Source organism: Actinoplanes sp. CA-030573 (assembly GCF_050951115.1).
Classification (GTDB): domain Bacteria; phylum Actinomycetota; class Actinomycetes; order Mycobacteriales; family Micromonosporaceae; genus Actinoplanes.
In genome coordinates, this window is sequence record NZ_CP192038.1 from 3890072 (window position 1) to 3906459 (window position 16388).

The window sequence follows — 16388 nt, forward strand, 5'->3', positions numbered from 1 at the left end:
CAGCGCTCCGCCGGCCGGCGGCGGCCCGGGCCTACTGTGGCGCCGCCGCGGCATCACCGGGCGCGGCGTCGGGCTTGCGGCCGGGGCGTTCGCGCTGCTGGTCGGCGGCTTCCGGTTCGGCTATCCGGATCTGGCGCTGCTCGGGACGATCGGGCTGGTCGCGCTGATCTGCGGCGCCGTCTTCGCGCTCTGGCGGCCGCGCCTCGGGGTCGAACGGGTCGCCGATCCGGATCGGGTTGCGCGCGGCGAACCGGCGCGGATGACGCTCACCGTGCGCAACACCAGCCGTCTGCGGGCGGCCAACCTCGTGGCTCTCGACCGCTGCGGGGGTGCGAGTGTGCCGGTTCCGCTGCTGCGGCTGCGGCCGGGGCGGGACACGACCGTGGACTATCCGGTTCCCACCAGCCGGCGCGGGGTGGTGCCGATCGGGCCGCTGCGGGTCACCCGGGGCGATCCGCTCGGGCTGATCCGGCTGGCGCGGACGTACGGTGGGGTCGCCGAGGTGTGGGTGCATCCCCGCATCCATCTGCTGCGGGCGGTGCCGGCCGGGATCTCGCGCAGCCTCGACGGGCGGATCGACAAGGTGCCGCACGGGACGATCACGTTCGACTCACTGCGGGAGTACGTGGTGGGGGACGAGCTTCGCCGCGTGCACTGGCGCAGCTCGGCCAAGGTCGGCGAGCTCATGGTCCGCGAGCAGCTCGACACGTCGGAGCCGACGATCGTGGTGCTGCTCGACGACCGGGTGGCGGCGCACCCCGGGCTGCGGGACGGGATCGCCGAGTCGTTCGAGGCCGCGTGCGAGGCGGCGGCGTCGATCGTGGCGGCGGCCGCGCGGGAGGACGTGCCGGTCGGGCTGCATCTGGTCACGGACGTGGCGAGCGGGCCCTATCTGGACGTGCTGACCCGGGCGACGTTGCGGGACGGGGACCTGGCGGCGACGGTGCGGCGGCTGCGGGCGCAACGGGTGGGGGACACGCTGGTCTTCCTGACCGGGCCGGGCGGCCGCGGCGATCTGGGGGCGGTCGGCGGGCTGCGCGGCGCGTATCCGGTGGTGCTGGCCGGGCTCTTCGGGGATCGGGACGGCGCGCCGGTCTCGGCCGGGGACGGCCTGATCGTCATCGAGGCGGAGAGCGGGCAGGAGTTCGCGGCGGCCTGGGACGGGGTCCGCGGATGGTGACCCGGCGGTCGAACAGCGCGGCGAATAACGGATTGCGGCGCGGGGTGGGCCGGCCGCCGGCGGGCGGGGTCCGCGGATGGTGAGGTGGGCTCGGTCGCTTGTCGTGGCGGCGGCGCTGGCCGGGATGATCACGCTGGCGGGGGTGGTGCTGGGGCGGATCTATGCGGATCCGCTGGTGGTGTGGCTCGTGCTGGGGGCGGCGGCCGGGTCGGTCGGGCTCGGCCTGGCGCTGCGCCGGCTGCCGAACTGGACGGTTGCCCCGGTCTCGGCGGTGCTGCTCGCGGCGTACACGGGAATGGTCTTGTGGTTTGTCGCCGGGCGCGCCGGTGTTGGCGGGCCGTTCGGGCAGGTGGTGCGGGATGCGCTGGGCAACGGGATTCCGCGGCTGCTGACCGCGATGATTCCGGTGGAGCCGGCGCCGGACACGGTGGTGGTGCCGGTGGTCGCGGCCTGGCTCGCGGGGCTGGCCGCCACGGAAGTCGCGGTGCGGGCGGGGCGCGTGCTGCTCGGGCTGCTGCCGGCGGTGGCGCTCTACGCGGGGGCGCTCTACGTGGTGGGGCCGAACGCGGCGACCGCGGGATGGACGACGCTGGCCTTCGCCGGGTGCGCGATCACGGCGCTGGCCACGAGCACGCGGACGGTAAAGAGCGAAAAGTCGGAAAGTTCGGGCGGGCGGCGAGCGCTCGCGGGTGCCGCGGGAGGGCTGGCGGCGGTCCTGGCGGCGACGATCGGTCCATGGGTCGGCGGTCAGGTCACGGCGAGCCCGGTCGATCCGAGGCGCTATGTGCAGCCACCGCAGGTCGACAGCCTCGACGAGAGCCCGCTCAACCGCATCTCGGGCTGGGCGCTGGCCCCCGAGCAGCACCTGTTCGACATCTCCGGCATCTCCGGGATCAAGGGCAGGACCGTGCGGCTGCGGCTGGCCGTCCTTCCCGACTACGACGGGATCACCTGGCGGGTGGGAGCGACCTATCGCAACGCCGGGCGGGTGCTTCCGCAGCAGCCGCGACTCGGGGACGCGGACATTCGGCAGGTACGCCAGCAGATCACCATCGACGGGCTGACCGGCCGCCTCATGCCCGTCGTGCCCACGCCGACCGAGGTCACGGGGGCGCGCGTGGCCTTCGACGCGGCGACCGGCACGCTGATCCGGCCCGAGCAGCTGGCGGCGGGCGTGCGGTATGGGGTCGTCTCCGAGGTGCAGACGCCCGATCTCAACCTGCTCGACGTCGCGGACTCGCCGTCGGGGGACGCGGTCGCGCGCTATCTGACGGTGGGGCCAGGTGTGCCGGACCAGATTCAGGGGCTGGCCGACCAACTGGCCGACGGCAACGGCGCCGCCTACGACCGGGCGGCGGCGATCGAGCAGTTCCTGGCCGAACATTATCGGAAGGTCGCCGACGCGCCGAGCGGCCACGCGTACCCCAATCTCGCCTTCTTTCTTTTCGGGCCGCGCGACCAGGGCGGGCAGCGCGGGACGTCGGAGCAGTTCGCCGCGTCGTTCGCGCTGCTGGCCCGGCTCACCGGGCTGCCGAGCCGGGTGGTGGTGGGCTTCGACGCGCCGGCCGCGGGCGGCACGGTCACCGGGGGTGACGCGATCGCCTGGCCGGAGGTGTTGTTCGACGGGCTGGGGTGGGTGGCGTTCGACCCGATGCCCAAGAGCAGGAACCCGCGGCCGGTCGAGGAGGACTACACGCCGAAGCCGACCAAGCCGCCGTCGCCGCCGTCGGAGCCGCCGACGCCGAGCGATTCGGCCTCGTCGTCGGCGCCGGCGCCGGTGCCGGCGGCCGCGGAGGACGGTGGCCCGGGCGCTGCGGTGGTGGCCGGGGGAGCGTCGGGGACGCTGGTGCTGGTGTTCGCGGCGGCGGCGCTCACGCTGGTCGGCATGCGTCGCTCGCTCACTCGCCGTCGTCTAACGGCGGGTACTCCGGACGATCGCATCAGCGGCGCTTGGGCGGAGCTGAGCGACGCCTTGCGCTTGGCGGGCCGGCCCATGCCGTCCCACCTGGCGGCTTCCGAGGCGGCGGCGTACGCGATGAAGCCCGCCCCACCCCGGCAAAGCCGGCTGCGGCGAGCGGTCCCGCCCGCGGGCGATCGACGGGGGGCCGCGCCGGCGGGGAGGGGCGGGTCGCAGGAGGCGGCGCGGTCGGAGAGCGGATCGCATGAGGCGGCGCGGTCGGAGAGCGGGTCGCATGAGGCGGCGCGGTCGGAGAGCGGGTCGCAGGAGGCGGCGCGGTCGGAGAGCGGGTCGCAGGAGGCGGGACCGCAGGAGATGCTGCCGCCGCTCGACGAGCTGGTTGCCGGGATCAATACCGTCGGGTTCGCGCCGGGCGCCGCCGATGCCGGGCAAGCGGATCGGGCCGGGCGTCAGGCCGTCGCCTACGCGGAGGCGTTGCGTGCTCGCCGTTCATGGTGGCGTCGCGCATGGTGGAGCGTGCACCCGGGCCCGCTGCGCTGGCACCGCGAAAGCTGAGCACCCGGGCGCGCTGACCGCGTCCCGTCGAGCCGCCCCGATCACCACCCACGATCGTCGTCCGGCTGCCTTCCACGTCATCGCCGCGGCGTGATTCTGCGCGCCAGACATCGGATCTTTCAGCAAACGGTGGAAAGTGATCACTGTCGAATCAAGCAGCGCAGGAACCAAATCGGCAACCTGTGAGACATCGACAGGGAAAGATTGACCGCGCCAGACATCCTATGTTAACTCTTCGTCACGCGATCGCCGCCGCGGGTTCCCCGGAGGATCCACATGAGAGTGCGCGAAGTGTTCCGTACGGCAGCGGCCGGCCTCCTCATGGCCGGCCTGCTCGTCGCCCACCCGTCCCCAGCCGGCGCGGCGCCCACCGACGCCGCGTTCAACCCCGGCACCGGCGCGCTGAACGTCGACTACGCCGGCTATCTCGCCAAGCACGACATCGTCTACAACCGCCCGAACACCGATCCGCTGCGCGGCCTGACCGTCGGCAACGGCCGCACCGGCGCGATGGCCTGGAGCCAGAACGGCCTCACCATGCAGGTGTCCGGAGTGGACCTGGCCGAGCAGTCCACCTACGCCGCCGGCAACCTCAACCTGCAACTCGACACCACGGCCACGACCTTCCAGCAACGGCTTTCGCTGTACGACGGCACGCTGACCACGAAATACGACAACAACCGCACCGTCACCGTCATGGGCGCCCCGAACTCGGAGGTGATGGGCGTCCACGTCGACGGCCCGGCCGGCGGCAGCATCGCGCTCGAGCTGAGCCTGTGGGACATGAGCACCGTACAGAACATCGCCGACGTGCCCGACCTGAACACGTGGCGCACCGTCAGCACGTACGCCGATGCGACCGGGGCCGGGCTCAGCCGCGGGCAGACCGACGCCAACGGGTTCGGCTACACGTTCGCCGCGACCGTCGAGGGCGCCGGCTACACCACGCAGGCCGTCAACGGCACGCGGGTCCGGCTGACGATCACGCCGACCAGCAGCTACACCGTCTGGTTCACGGCGACGAGCCGGATCAACGCGCCCAACCGCAACTCGGTGCAGGAAGCCAGGAACCAGCTGGCCGCCGTGAAGGCGACCGGCTACGGAAGCACGCTGACGAACTACCGGAACTGGTGGCACGCGTTCTGGCAGAAGTCGTTCGTGCAGTACAACGCGGGCGGCTCGGACTACCTGGAGAACGTCTACTACCTGGCCACGTACATGATTGCCGCCGGTGGATACGGCAACTACCCGCTGCATTTCATCAACGGCGTCTTCCGCGCCACCCAGGACAACTCCAAGTGGAGCAACGGCTACTGGTACTGGAACCAGCGGGACGTCTACAACTCGTTCTACGCCTCGAATCACGCCGACCTGTTACGGACCTTCAACAATCTCTACTCCCGCAACGCCGGCGCTCTGAAGGCGTACACCCAAACGCGTTATGGCACCGACTCGCTGTGGGTGCCGGAGACGATGGGCTGGGACGGCAATGCCCGCGGCACGGTCGGCAGCGACTTCGTCAACGACATCTACTCGACCGGCACCGAGGCCGCCTACAACATGTACCTGTACTACCGGTACACCAACGACGCGGCCTATCTGCGGGACGTCGCTTACCCGTTCATGAGGGACGCGGTGCGCTTCTACCAGAACCGGTTGTCCCGCAACGGTTCCCAGTACTACATGGCCAGCTCGAACGCACACGAGACCTATTGGGACGTGCGGAACGCGATCACCGATCTGGCCGCGATCCGCCTGTTGTTCCCGCTGACCATCCAGGTCTCGACCGACCTCGGCCTCGACTCCGGGCTGCGCGCCGGCTGGCAGGACGTGGTGAACAACCTCGCGCCCTACCAGGTGCAGAACGGCGCCTACCTGCCGCACGACCCGCCGATCGCCGCCACGCGCAACGGCGAGAACGTGGCGCTGGAGCTGGTCTGGCCCTACGACCGGACCGGAATCGGCTATCCGGACACGGCGACCGCGATCCAGACCTGGAACGTGCGGCCGTTCCCGTACGGCAACGTCTGGGCCAACGACCACGTGCACGCGGCCCGTCTCGGCCTCGGCGAGCAGGCGTACCAGGGCATGCGGACGATGCTGCAGAAATACCAGAACTATCCGAACGGCATGACGAACAACACCAATGGCGTCTTCGAATATCTGGGCATTCATCTGGCCGCGATGAACGAGTCGCTGCTCCAGTCGTACAACGACAAGATCCGGGTTTTCCCGGCCCTCCCCAACGACCCGGCCTTCGTCGGCAAGTTCACCCTGCTGGCCAAGGACGGCTTCGTCGTCAGCTCCGAGCGCGAAGCCGGCGAGACCAAATACGTCGGCCTCCGCAGCCAGTTCGGCAAGCCGGCCCGCGTCGTCAACCCGTGGGGCACCGAGCAGATCCGGGTGCGCCGCACCTCCGACAACGCCGTTCTCACCACCGTTTCCACCGCCGAGGTCGCCTTCGCCACCACATCGGGCACCACCTATGTCATCGAACGAACGGCAAAACCGCTTTCCGGGTACGCCTCGACGACGCTCACCGGCACGCCGAACCAGGGCGTCAAAACGTTGAGCGGAACGGCCTCCACGCTCGGCCTCGGCGCCGCGTCCGGCGGCGGTACCGCGCTGCTCGCCCAGGCCAACGGCAAATACGTCAGCGCCCCGGCCGGCGGCAACCTCATCGCCGGCGCCACCACGATCGGCGCCACCGAGCGGTTCGACCTGATCGACCTCGGCGGCGGCAACGTCGCGCTCCGGTCCCGCGCCAGCAACCTGTACGTCTGCGCCGAGAACGCCGGCGCCAACCCGCTGATCGCCAACCGCACCGCCGTCGGCCCGTGGGAGACCTTCGCCCGCGTCACCAACGGCGACGGCACGATCAGCCTGCGCGCGACCGTCAACAACAAGTACGTGGTGGCCGAGAACGCCGGAGCCGCCGCGCTGATCGCCAACCGGGACGCCATCGGTCCCTGGGAGAAGTTCACGCCAGTCAACGGGTAGGAGACCGTCCCCATGCTGCGACGACTCACCACGATGCTCTGCGTCCTCGTCCTGCTCCTCATCGGTGCACCGGCGCTGCCCGCGTCGGCCGCGCCCCTCACCAAGGTCCTGGTCTTCTCCAAGACCGCCGGCTTCCGCCACGACGCCATTCCCGCCGGCATAGCCGCCATCCAGAGACTTGGCGCGGAGAACGGCTTCGCGGTCACCGCGACCGAGGACGCTGCCCAGTTCACATCTGTGAACCTTGTCCAGTACCAGGCCGTTGTCTTCCTCTCGACGACCGGCGACGTCCTTGACGCGAATCAGCAGGCGGCGTTCCAGTCCTACATCGCGGCCGGCGGCGGCTATGTCGGCGTGCATGCAGCCGCCGACACCGAATACGACTGGCCGTTCTACGGCGGACTGGTCGGCGCCTACTTCTCCTCCCACCCGGCGATCCAGCAGGCGACCGTACGCGTGGAGGACGCCACCAACCCGGCCACTGCCCACCTGCCGGCCGCCTGGACGCGTACCGACGAGTGGTACAACTACCGCGCCAACCCCCGGCCGGCCGTGCGGGTGCTGCTGAGCCTGGACGAGGGCACCTACTCCGGCGGCACGATGGCCGGCGACCACCCGATCACCTGGTGCCAGAACTACAACGGCGGCCGGGCCTTCTACACCGGGCTCGGGCACACCCCGGAGTCGTACGCCGACCCCAACTTCACCCGCATGCTGCTCGGCGGCATCCAGTTCGCCGGCGGCGCCGTGTCCGCCGATTGCACACCCCGCGGCAACCCGCAGCCGACCGGCACCGCCTTGCGCTCGCGGGCCAACAACAAGTTCGTCAGCGCCGCCGGCGGCACCCTGATCGCCAACGCCACCACCTCCACCGACCGCTTCGATGTCGTCACGCTCACCGGCGGCACCGTGGCCCTGCGCTACCGGGCCACCGGGCTCTACGTCTGCGCCGAGAACGCCGGCAACAACGCGCTGGTCGCCAACCGGACCGCGGTCGGCTCGTGGGAGACGTTCACGCTCATCCGCAACGGTGACGGGACGGTGAGCCTGCGCGCCGGCGTCAACAACCGCTATGTCGCCGCCGAGAACGCCGGCGCCGCCCCGCTGATCGCCAACCGCACCGCGATCGGCCTCTGGGAGAAGTTCGACCTCGTCACGGGAGCCTGACCATGCGCCTTTCCCGATCCCTGGCCGCACTCGTGCTCGGCCTCACCGCGGTCGTCGTCGCGACCACGAGAGCCGACGCCGCCGACATCCCGGCCTCCGACTACCAGCAGGTCTCGCTCGCCCGCGGCAGCGCCGAGCTCGGCGAGGCCATGTCGCTGGCCGTCCTGCCCAGCCGCTCGGTCCTGCACACCGCCCGCAACGGCGTCGTCCGGGTCACCGACGCGGCCGGCAACACCAAGGTGGCCGGCACCATCCCGGTCTACACCCACGACGAGGAGGGCATGCAGGGCGTCGCCGTCGACCCGGGCTTCGCGACCAACCGCTGGATCTACCTCTACTACTCGCCGCCGCTGAGCACCCCGGCCGGCGACGCGCCCACCACCGGCACCGCCGCCGACTTCACCGCCTGGAAGGGCCACCTCAACCTCTCCCGCTTCACCCTCAACGCCGACGAGACGATCAACCTGGCCAGCGAGGTCGTGATGCTGACCGTCGACAACGACCGCGGCCAGTGCTGCCACGTCGGCGGCGACATCGACTTCGACGCGGCCGGCAACCTCTACCTGACCACCGGCGACGACACCAACCCGTTCGAGTCGCAGGCGTACACCCCGATCGACGAGCGCACCAACCGCAACCCGCAGTTCGACGCGCAGCGCTCGGCGGCCAACACCAACGACCTGCGCGGCAAGGTCCTGCGCATCAAACCCCAACCCGATGGCACGTACGCGATCCCGGCCGGCAACATGTTCGCACCGGGCACCGCGAACACCCGTCCCGAGATCTACGCCATGGGTTTCCGCAACCCGTTCCGGATGAGCGTCGACAAGCCGACCGGCATCGTCTACCTCGGCGACTACGGGCCGGACGCGGGCGCCGCCGACCCGAATCGCGGCCCGGGCGGGCAGGTCGAGTTCGACCGGATCACCGGCCCCGGCTTCTACGGCTGGCCGTACTGCACCGGCACCAACACGACGGCCGAGACCTACAACGACTACACGTTCCCGTCCGGCCCGTCCGGGGCGAAGTTCAACTGCGCCGGCGGCCCGGTCAACAACTCGTTCCGCAACACCGGCCTGCAGACCCTGCCGGCGGCGAAACCCTCCTGGATCCGGTACGGCTTCGACTTCTCCCCGCCCGAGTTCGGCAGCGGATCGGAGTCCCCGATGGGTGGCCCGGTCTACCGCTACGACCCGGCCCTGAACTCGCCGATCAAGTTCCCGCAGTCGCTGGACGGACGGTACTTCGCCGGCGAGTACGGCCGCCGCTGGATAAAAGCGATCCAGGTCAACAGCAATGGCACGTACGGCGAGATCAGTTCCTTCCCCTGGACCGGAACCCAGGTGATGGACATGGCCTTCGGGCCGGACGGCGCCCTGTATGTGCTCGACTACGGCACCGGAGCGAATGACCAGGCGCTGTACCGGATCGAGTACATCGGCGGCGGCAACCGCAGCCCGGTCGCGGTGGCGTCGGCGAACCGGACGTCCGGGCCGAACCCGCTGACCGTCACCTTCTCCTCGGCCGGCAGCAACGACCCGAAAGGCGGGGCGCTGACCTACCTGTGGACGTTCGGTGACGGGACCACCTCGACCGCGGCGAGCCCGACGAAGACGTACACCAGCAACGGGAACTTCGTGGCGACGCTCAGGGTGACCGATCCGACCGGCCTGAGCGGCACCGCCAGCGTCCCGATCACGGTAGGGAACACCGCGCCCACGGTCACGCTGACCACGCCGGCCGACGGCACGCTGTTCAGCTTCGGCGACACCGTCCCGTTCACGGTGACGGTCAGTGACCCCGAGGACGGCACGATCGACTGCACCAAGGTGACCGTGACCTACCTGCTCGGCCACGACAGCCACCAGCACCAGATCACCTCGCGGACCGGGTGCAGCGGCACGCTGACCGTGCCGGCCGATGGTGAGCACGACAACGCCGCCAACATCTTCGGCGTGTTCGTCGCCTCCTACACCGACAAGGGCGGGCTGACCGGGACCAGCCAGCGCACGCTGCAGCCGCGGCACCGCCAGGGCGAGCACTTCGGCACCCAGTCCGGCGGCGTCCAGATCGCCACCCATGCGACGGCCGAGGGCGGCGCCACGGCCGGCTACATCGACAACGGGGACTGGATCTCGTTCCGGCCGTACAACCTCTCGACCGCGAGCCGGATCACGGCCCGGGTGGCCTCGGCCGGCGCCGGCGGCACGATCGAGGTGCGTACCGGATCGCCCACCGGGACGCTGCACGGCACCCTGACCGTCGCCAACACCGGGGGATGGGAGACATATGTGGACGTCAGCAGCCCGCTGACCAACGTCCCGTCCGGTGCCACGCAGCTGTATCTGGTGTTCAAGGGCGGCACCGGATTCCTGTTCGACCTGGACGCGTTCACCTTCGACGCGCCCGCCACCACCGGCTCGACGCTGAAGGCGCTGGTGAACAACCAGTTCGTCTCGGCGCCGAGCTCGACCGCCCCGCTGATCGCGAACAAGGCGACGGCGGGCGCGACCGAACGGTTCGACGTGGTCGACCTCGGCGCGGGCAACGTGGCGCTGCGCTCGCGCGCGACCGGCCTCTACGTCTGCGCGGAGAACGCGGGCGCCGCGGCGCTGATCGCCAACCGCACGGCCGTGGGCCCGTGGGAGACGTTCGCGCTGATCCGCAACGCCGACGGAAGCGAAAGCCTCCGCGCGGCGGCCAACAACATGTATGTAACGGCCGAGAACGCGGGCGCCAACCCGCTGATCGCCAACCGCGCCGCCATCGGCGCCTGGGAGAAGTTCGACCTGACCTGAGCGCCGGAAGAGTGCGGTGACCCCGTCGCCGGGTCACCGCACTCTGTTGGCCGTCGGCACGGGCGGCTAGCGTCCATCGTGGTGCGCCCCGCCTACCGGCAGCTCCAGCACCTCCTTCGCCAGCCGCCGCCGATCCGGGTCCTCCGGGATGTACGGATCGTCGATGATCGCGGCCCGCACCGCCGTCTGCTCGGCGGCGGACATTCGGTACCAGTTCTGCCGAGCCAGCTTGAGGCCATGAAACTGTTCGTTGCCGGACTGGCTCTCGGAAATGGCGGAGAGGATGGTGGCGGCGTCGGGCAGCGACGGATCGCCCTCCATGAGCCCGAGGACGACGACCCGCATGACGGGCGAGCCGTTCCGGAAGAGCGCCCGGACCTCGGACGCGTCGAACTTGTGTCCGTAGGCCGTCGCGGTCGCCCGAGCGAGGAGCGCGTCCTGAAGATGGATTCGGGCGGCCTCGAACTCCGAATTCCGCAGCTCGCTGTAGACGAAGGCGTACGACTCCGCGTACCCGGCGAGTTCGGTACGTTCCAGGATCTCGGCCGTCTTCGCGGCGCCCAGGTCGCCGGCCTCCTTCGCCAATGTCATCTCAAAACCCGTGGGACTCACCGAAAGCCGCTCGATCCGCCCGACGACCAGCGGTGTGACGAGAAGCAGGCCTCCGATCACCAGGACCGCGGTGACGGTTGCCTCGCCGGCGGAGGTGAACACTCGGCTCGCACCGATGGCCACCATGCCGAAGCCGGTCGCTCCGACCAGCCACACCGCTCTCAATCGTTGAGGAACGTTGCCTGCCACCATGGGAATCGGCTCCACACGCGTTGCCGGACATCGGATAGTAGGTCTTCCAGCCAATGGGCGTCCGGGGCCAGTCCGAGGAGTCGCCGCTTCTCGGCCCAGGTCGCCGGAGCCAGACGCTGCACGTCCGGCACACCCCCGATCGCATCCCATCCCTCCGGGTTCGACCGTGGGTGGTAACGCCATTCAGTGATGTTGAGAACCGTCCCGTAGTTGTCCATGTCGTCGGGCCCGAATCCCGAGACGCCGAATCCGCGTTCTCGATCGGCAGATTCGGTCACGACGCTAAGGGGAAAGACGTTGTAGGGAAGCAGTTGAAGGCGGCCCTGGTAAGGTGGCGGCAGATCCATGGGTTGGTCGCGGCCGAGCGATCTCACGACGATCTGGAACACCGAGGAGTAGTCGTCCTCGCCGCGAAACTCCTTGATCTGCCCGTCGTCGGACAGCGGTTCGAAGTCGACCAGCGCGAAAAGCTTGGCGACCTCGATGTCATAGGTCAGGTCGAGCACGTCAGTCGCGCCGATCGTGTGATGGTGTTGCAGGATACCCACCGCCTGGAGGTCCAGCAGTGGCTGGTCGCGCAGTCGGAGGTAGGCCTCGCGCAGCAGGTTGGTCGCGTATCCCTCGACCCTTTTGTAGGCCAGATAGGGCTCGACCTCGCCCGGACGTATGTGCCGGAGGGCGCTGGGGGTCAGCACGGTCGGGAAGGGGTGCGCATGGCCGCGATATCCGACGAACGTGGTGAAGGACTCCCGGCCGGGCGGGTGGTGGGTGAACATGTTCTCCCGGTACTTCCGGTTCGGCAGCAAGTAAAAGTCACCCTCATACGGGAAGCCTTCACCGGTGGCGTAGAGCCGCTGAAGCTCGAACCAATCGCTCGGCGCGCCGAGATCTTCGTTTTCCGGTGCCCGAACCAGTCCTATCTTTTTGTTTCGGAACATGTCCACCATGCCCGGCCCGGCCCAAATCCGACGGCCGCCGGGCAACACCTGGAAGCCGTCCGAGAATGGATAACCACCCTCCGGCTGCGCGTGTATTTCGCCGAGAACCATCAGCCGGCGAAGATTGTCGTTGACGACATACGGTCCGCAGTCGCCTGGGTCAGCTCCCTCGAGGAGTTGATCCGCCCACGTTATTTTCGGGAGTAGATCGCTCATTGCCTCGACCCCTCTTCGTCGCCTTCAGCGTGGTACGCACGGCTGGGGCGGGCAATGGGCCGGCCTGTCTAGTTCTGGACATGGAATCACTACCTGACCTCGCCGCATCACCGATGATCCGTGCCGTCACGGGGCGGCGCCGCCGGCCCGTGACGTCGTACGATCTTGGCCCCGATCGTCGAGAAAGGAAGTCGCACGTGATCGAAGGACTGAACAAGATCGAGGTCATCACCATCTTCGCCGAGGATCTCGCGGCCGCGCGGGCGTTCTACGAGGATGTCTTCGGGCTCGAGGTCGTCTGGTCGGACGAGGCCTCGGCGGTGGTCCGGCTGGAGAACCTCATGATCAACGTCTTGCGGGCCGACCGGGCGGACACGCTCATCGAGCCGCGGGCGGTCGCCGGAGCGGAGGCCGGCGTGCGCCTGCTGCCCACCATCGCGGTGGACGACGTCGATGCCGTGCACGAGCAGCTCAAGGAGCACGGCGTGACCATCCTGAACGGCCCGACCGACCGCCCGTGGGGCCGCCGCACGCTGGCGTTCACCGACCCGGCGGGCAACGTCTGGGAGGCGGCGCAGATCCTCGCCTGAGTGGTGGACGGTGCGATGGCCCGGCCCCTGGGCCACCGCACCGTGGTCAGCGCGTGACGCCCGGCCGGCGACCAGGCCCCGGGGGAGCCAACAGACGGCCGCACATGGTGCTCACTCGATCCGGAAAAGGTCCAGCAAGCCGCCGGCGGCGAGCACGCGCAGAGCGATGCCGTCCGCGTTGGCCACCCGGAACGCGCACCCGGTCGAAGCGGCGTCGTCGCACGCCTGAACAAGGGCGCGGACACCGGCGGCGGTCAGGAACGTGACATGGCCCAGATCGACGACCAACTCGGTCACCCCGTACTGGAGCGCTGCGTTGCCGATCAAACCGGCCAGACCCGCGCTGGTGTCCTGGTCGAGCTCACCGATGAGTGAGCCGGGACCGGGCAACGGCGAATTCCGACCGGTTGGCCCGGGTCGGAGGCCGGGAGGTCAGAGGCCGGAGGGTGTTCCCGGGCTGTCGTCGGTCGAGCCCTGGCCGAAGTTGCTCCGCCGGCCGGCTACCGCCGGGTCGGGGGAGAGGTTGGGTTGCCCGCCCTGCTCGCCGGCCTGCGGCTCGTGCTCCTCGTCCGGGTCGTAGGCCAGCGGCTTGTCCGGGCCGCCCACGTCGCCGCCGTCGCGGACCGCGGGGTCCTCGCCCGCCCGCTGCTCGCCGCGGTTGCCCTCCGGCACCGCAGTGGGCTCGCTGCCCTCGTCCATCGGGTTGTCGGCGTCCACGCCCCACGGTTGTTCGCTCATGGCTGCCGACTACCCCGGCTGGTGGGATCGAACCCACCGCCCCGAGATGTGCCGGTCAGCGGACCACGTCGTAGCGGGCCGCCATGAAGGCGCGGTTGCGGGCCGTCTCGCGCAGCCGCAGGTCGAGGCGCCGGGGCAGCAGCGGGGCGCCGGCGCCCAGCGTCACCGGGGCGACGCTCACCACGATCTCGTCGAGCAGGCCGGCGTCCGCGAACTGGCCGACGAGGTCGCCGCCGCCGACGACGAAGATGTCCTTGCCGTTCGCGGCCTCGACCGCCTCGGCGTGCACGGCGGTGACCGGGGCGCTGGTGAAGCGGATGTCGGCGCCGTCCATGGCGGCCAGATCGCGGTGCGTGAACACCCACGACGGCTGGCGGTACATCCAGCCCTCGCCGGCGGCGGTCTGGTGCTTGACCACCCACTCGTACGTCGCCGCGCCCATCACGACCGCACCCACGCCGGCGATGAACGCCTGGTAGTTCATCGGCCCGTTCTCGTCGATGTCCTGTTTGAGCAGCCAGTCCAGCGAGTCGTGCTGGTCGGCGATGAACCCGTCGAGGGTGCTCGCCACGTAGTAGACCGTGCGCGTCATTCGAGCTCGTCTCCCGTCGTCTCCTCGTGGCGGCGCCGCCGCAGCCATATGATCGGATCGCCCGCACCGACCGGATGGCCGGCGGCCCGCGGCATGTCCCGCACCAGCTGGCGGCGATGGGCCGAGAAGGTCAGCACGTGCGCGACGACGCCGCTCATCACAAAGCTCTCCGGCGGGTCGCACAAGGCGTCGATCAGCCGGTCGTTCCAGGCGCCGCGGGCGTCGAGGTCGCGCACCATCGCCAGCCAGGCCGCGGCCGCGGCCTCGTGCCGCTCGATGAGCGCGGCGACGGTCGGCCGGGCGGCCGGCGGCGTGTCCCGCCCGTCGATCGAGGCGAGCCACACCTCCTTGGTGCGTACGAGATGGTGCAGGACGTCGCCGATGGACTCCTCCGGGCCGTCCCATTCCAGCACCACCGTGCCGGGCCGGCGCACCTCGAGCAGCTCGTCCGCGGTGAGGCTTTTGGCGTACGCGAGAAGGGCATCGGTGTCGTCGAGGTCGTGGCGCACGAGTTGCTCGGTGAGCGGGTTGGTCGCGTGCTCGTTCGCGTCGACCCACAGCGAGATCGGCGGGTGGAAGTGGATGCCGTTCGGCGCCGGCAGCCAGTGGCGCTCGGCCGGCCGGCTCGGCGGGTGACCGAAGGCCCGCGAGTAGGCTCGCGAGAAGCCCTCGGCCGAGTCGTAGCCGGCCGCCCACGCCGCCTCGGTCACCGGCGAGCCCTGCTTGAGCTGCCAGGCGGCCCGCTCCAGCAGCACCCGCCGGCGCATGGCCACCGGCGACTCGCCGGTGCCGCGGGTGAGCATCCGGCTGAAGTGGAACGGCGACGAGTACGCGTCGCCGGCCATGTCGTCGAGCGAGCGGGACTCGCCGCTCCGGTCCTCCGCGAGCACGGCGTCGAGCAGTTCCCGAAGCCGGTCGCGCCCCACGTTGGTCACGGGTCGAATTCTCCCCGGGCGAGCCCGCGCGGACCTGACCGTTCTTGCGCAGGGGGCGCCTCAGGGCCGGATGTTCTCCAGGTCCTCGAGCAGGCTCGGGTGCACCGGCTTCCACCTGAGGGTGGCCCGGGTGTGTGCGCTCGACGACGGCTGGTCGGTGGCGAAGATCGGACCCAGCGGGCCGTACGTCTGCTCCGGCACCGCCTCGACCGGGACACCCAGCCGGCGGCCGATGACCTCGGCGATGTCGCGCACGGCGTCGCCCTCGTCGGCGACCGCGTGCCAGGCCGTGCCCGGCGGCGCCTGCTCGAGCGCCAGGCGGAAGAGGACCGCCGCGTCCAGGGCGTGCACGGCCGGCCAGCGCTGGCTGCCGTCGCCGAGGTAGCCGGAGACACCGGTCCGGCGGGCGATGCCGGTCAGCAGGCCGGCGAAGCCGCCGTCGCCGTGGTGGTGGACCGTGCGCGGCATGCGGACGGCCGAGCTGCGGACCCCGCGCGCGGCCAGCGCCAGCGTCGCGTTGACCGACCGGCCCCGGCCGCCGACCGGGCCGTCGAGCGGCAGCGGGTCGTCCTCGGTCGAGGCACGGCCGGGAACCCACGGGGTGCCGGAGACGGTGACGAACGGGCGGTCGCTGCCGGTCAGCTCCGCGCCGAGGGCGGCGACGGCGGCGCTCTCCTCGGCGACCGCCCGGGCCAGGGCCTCGGGGCTGCTGAAGTCGTTGCCGAAGGCCAGGTGGATCACGCCGTCGGCGGCGGCCGCGCCGGCCCGCACCGCGTCGAGGTCGGCCAGGCTGCCGCGGACCGGGGTGGCGCCGGCCGCCTCCACCGCGTCGGCGGAGGCGGCGGAGCGGGCCAGGGCGGAGACGGTGTGGCCGTGGGTGAGCAGCTCGGCGACGACGGCCGAGCCGATCAGGCCGGTGCCGCCGGTGACGAAGACGTGCATGGACTTCCCCCAAAG

General features: G+C 70.6%; 13 protein-coding genes. 6 read left to right on the plus strand and 7 right to left on the minus strand.

All coding sequences use genetic code 11. The features are described from left to right. Nucleotides 1–34: 34 nt before the first annotated feature. The 5 genes from ACQP2F_RS18055 (at nt 35) to ACQP2F_RS18075 (ending at nt 10618) form a co-directional block, all read left to right on the plus strand. Nucleotides 35–1180 carry a DUF58 domain-containing protein gene (locus tag ACQP2F_RS18055; RefSeq protein WP_433307552.1) on the plus strand — a complete coding sequence of 382 codons (1146 nt, stop codon included), beginning with the start codon at nt 35–37 and terminating at the stop codon, nt 1178–1180. Between the two features lie 76 nt (nt 1181–1256). Next, nucleotides 1257–3653, plus strand: coding sequence for a DUF3488 and transglutaminase-like domain-containing protein (locus tag ACQP2F_RS18060; protein WP_433305434.1), 2397 nt, complete (start codon nt 1257–1259; stop codon nt 3651–3653). Between the two features lie 276 nt (nt 3654–3929). After that, a complete protein-coding gene (locus ACQP2F_RS18065; protein ID WP_433305435.1) occupies nt 3930–6653 on the plus strand; it encodes a glycosyl hydrolase family 95 catalytic domain-containing protein in 2724 nt (907 codons plus the stop codon). A gap of 12 nt (nt 6654–6665) precedes the next feature. After that, nucleotides 6666–7820, plus strand: a complete 1155-nt coding sequence (locus tag ACQP2F_RS18070; protein ID WP_433305437.1) for a ThuA domain-containing protein — start codon at nt 6666–6668, stop codon at nt 7818–7820. Nucleotides 7821–7822: 2 nt separating this feature from the next. After that, nucleotides 7823–10618: a carbohydrate-binding protein gene (locus tag ACQP2F_RS18075; protein WP_433305439.1), complete on the plus strand. Its 2796-nt coding sequence runs from the start codon at nt 7823–7825 to the stop codon at nt 10616–10618. Nucleotides 10619–10684: 66 nt separating this feature from the next. On the opposite strand, the gene ACQP2F_RS18080 is transcribed toward ACQP2F_RS18075, so the two are convergent. Both ACQP2F_RS18080 and ACQP2F_RS18085 read right to left on the minus strand, forming a co-directional pair. Then, a complete protein-coding gene (locus tag ACQP2F_RS18080) occupies nt 10685–11422 on the minus strand; it encodes a hypothetical protein (RefSeq protein ID WP_433305441.1) in 738 nt (245 codons plus the stop codon). Beyond that, nucleotides 11392–12576, minus strand: coding sequence for a hypothetical protein (locus tag ACQP2F_RS18085; RefSeq protein WP_433305443.1), 1185 nt, complete (start codon nt 12574–12576; stop codon nt 11392–11394). Before ACQP2F_RS18085 ends, ACQP2F_RS18080 begins: the two co-directional genes overlap by 31 nt. 197 nt (nt 12577–12773) lie before the next feature. On the opposite strand from ACQP2F_RS18085, the gene ACQP2F_RS18090 reads away from it, so the two are divergent. Continuing rightward, complete coding sequence (locus ACQP2F_RS18090) at nt 12774–13166, plus strand: VOC family protein (RefSeq protein WP_433305445.1); 393 nt, start codon at nt 12774–12776, stop codon at nt 13164–13166. Between the two features lie 111 nt (nt 13167–13277). Here ACQP2F_RS18090 and ACQP2F_RS18095 read toward each other — a convergent pair whose 3' ends face one another. From ACQP2F_RS18095 to ACQP2F_RS18115, 5 genes are read right to left on the minus strand one after another with little or no spacing between them, the layout of a single operon-like run. Further along, a complete protein-coding gene (locus tag ACQP2F_RS18095; RefSeq protein ID WP_433305447.1) occupies nt 13278–13556 on the minus strand; it encodes an STAS domain-containing protein in 279 nt (92 codons plus the stop codon). A 42-nt stretch (nt 13557–13598) separates the two neighbouring features. Further along, on the minus strand, nt 13599–13904 hold the full coding sequence (locus ACQP2F_RS18100) for a hypothetical protein (RefSeq protein ID WP_433305448.1): 306 nt from the start codon (nt 13902–13904) through the stop codon (nt 13599–13601). A gap of 55 nt (nt 13905–13959) precedes the next feature. Next, on the minus strand, nt 13960–14496 hold the full coding sequence (locus ACQP2F_RS18105) for a dihydrofolate reductase family protein (protein ID WP_433305450.1): 537 nt from the start codon (nt 14494–14496) through the stop codon (nt 13960–13962). Next, the gene (locus tag ACQP2F_RS18110; protein WP_433305452.1) at nt 14493–15431 is read right to left on the minus strand and encodes a helix-turn-helix domain-containing protein; all 939 of its coding nucleotides are present in this window, start codon (nt 15429–15431) and stop codon (nt 14493–14495) included. The genes ACQP2F_RS18105 and ACQP2F_RS18110 overlap by 4 nt, the downstream gene beginning before the upstream one ends. A gap of 60 nt (nt 15432–15491) precedes the next feature. Next, complete coding sequence (locus ACQP2F_RS18115; protein WP_433305454.1) at nt 15492–16373, minus strand: NAD-dependent epimerase/dehydratase family protein; 882 nt, start codon at nt 16371–16373, stop codon at nt 15492–15494. Between the last annotated feature and the right edge of the window lie 15 nt (nt 16374–16388).

Excerpts from the sequence above, each read along its gene's own strand:
- ACQP2F_RS18060 (WP_433305434.1), top strand. The coding sequence starts at position 1,257 with ATGGTGAGGTGGGCTCGGTCGCTTGTCGTGGCGGCGGCGCTGGCCGGG.
- ACQP2F_RS18065 (WP_433305435.1), top strand. The coding sequence starts at position 3,930 with ATGAGAGTGCGCGAAGTGTTCCGTACGGCAGCGGCCGGCCTCCTCATG.
- ACQP2F_RS18070 (WP_433305437.1), top strand. The coding sequence starts at position 6,666 with ATGCTGCGACGACTCACCACGATGCTCTGCGTCCTCGTCCTGCTCCTC.
- ACQP2F_RS18075 (WP_433305439.1), top strand. The coding sequence starts at position 7,823 with ATGCGCCTTTCCCGATCCCTGGCCGCACTCGTGCTCGGCCTCACCGCG.
- ACQP2F_RS18080 (WP_433305441.1), bottom strand. The coding sequence starts at position 11,422 with ATGGTGGCAGGCAACGTTCCTCAACGATTGAGAGCGGTGTGGCTGGTC.
- ACQP2F_RS18085 (WP_433305443.1), bottom strand. The coding sequence starts at position 12,576 with ATGAGCGATCTACTCCCGAAAATAACGTGGGCGGATCAACTCCTCGAG.
- ACQP2F_RS18100 (WP_433305448.1), bottom strand. The coding sequence starts at position 13,904 with ATGAGCGAACAACCGTGGGGCGTGGACGCCGACAACCCGATGGACGAG.
- ACQP2F_RS18105 (WP_433305450.1), bottom strand. The coding sequence starts at position 14,496 with ATGACGCGCACGGTCTACTACGTGGCGAGCACCCTCGACGGGTTCATC.
- ACQP2F_RS18115 (WP_433305454.1), bottom strand. The coding sequence starts at position 16,373 with ATGCACGTCTTCGTCACCGGCGGCACCGGCCTGATCGGCTCGGCCGTC.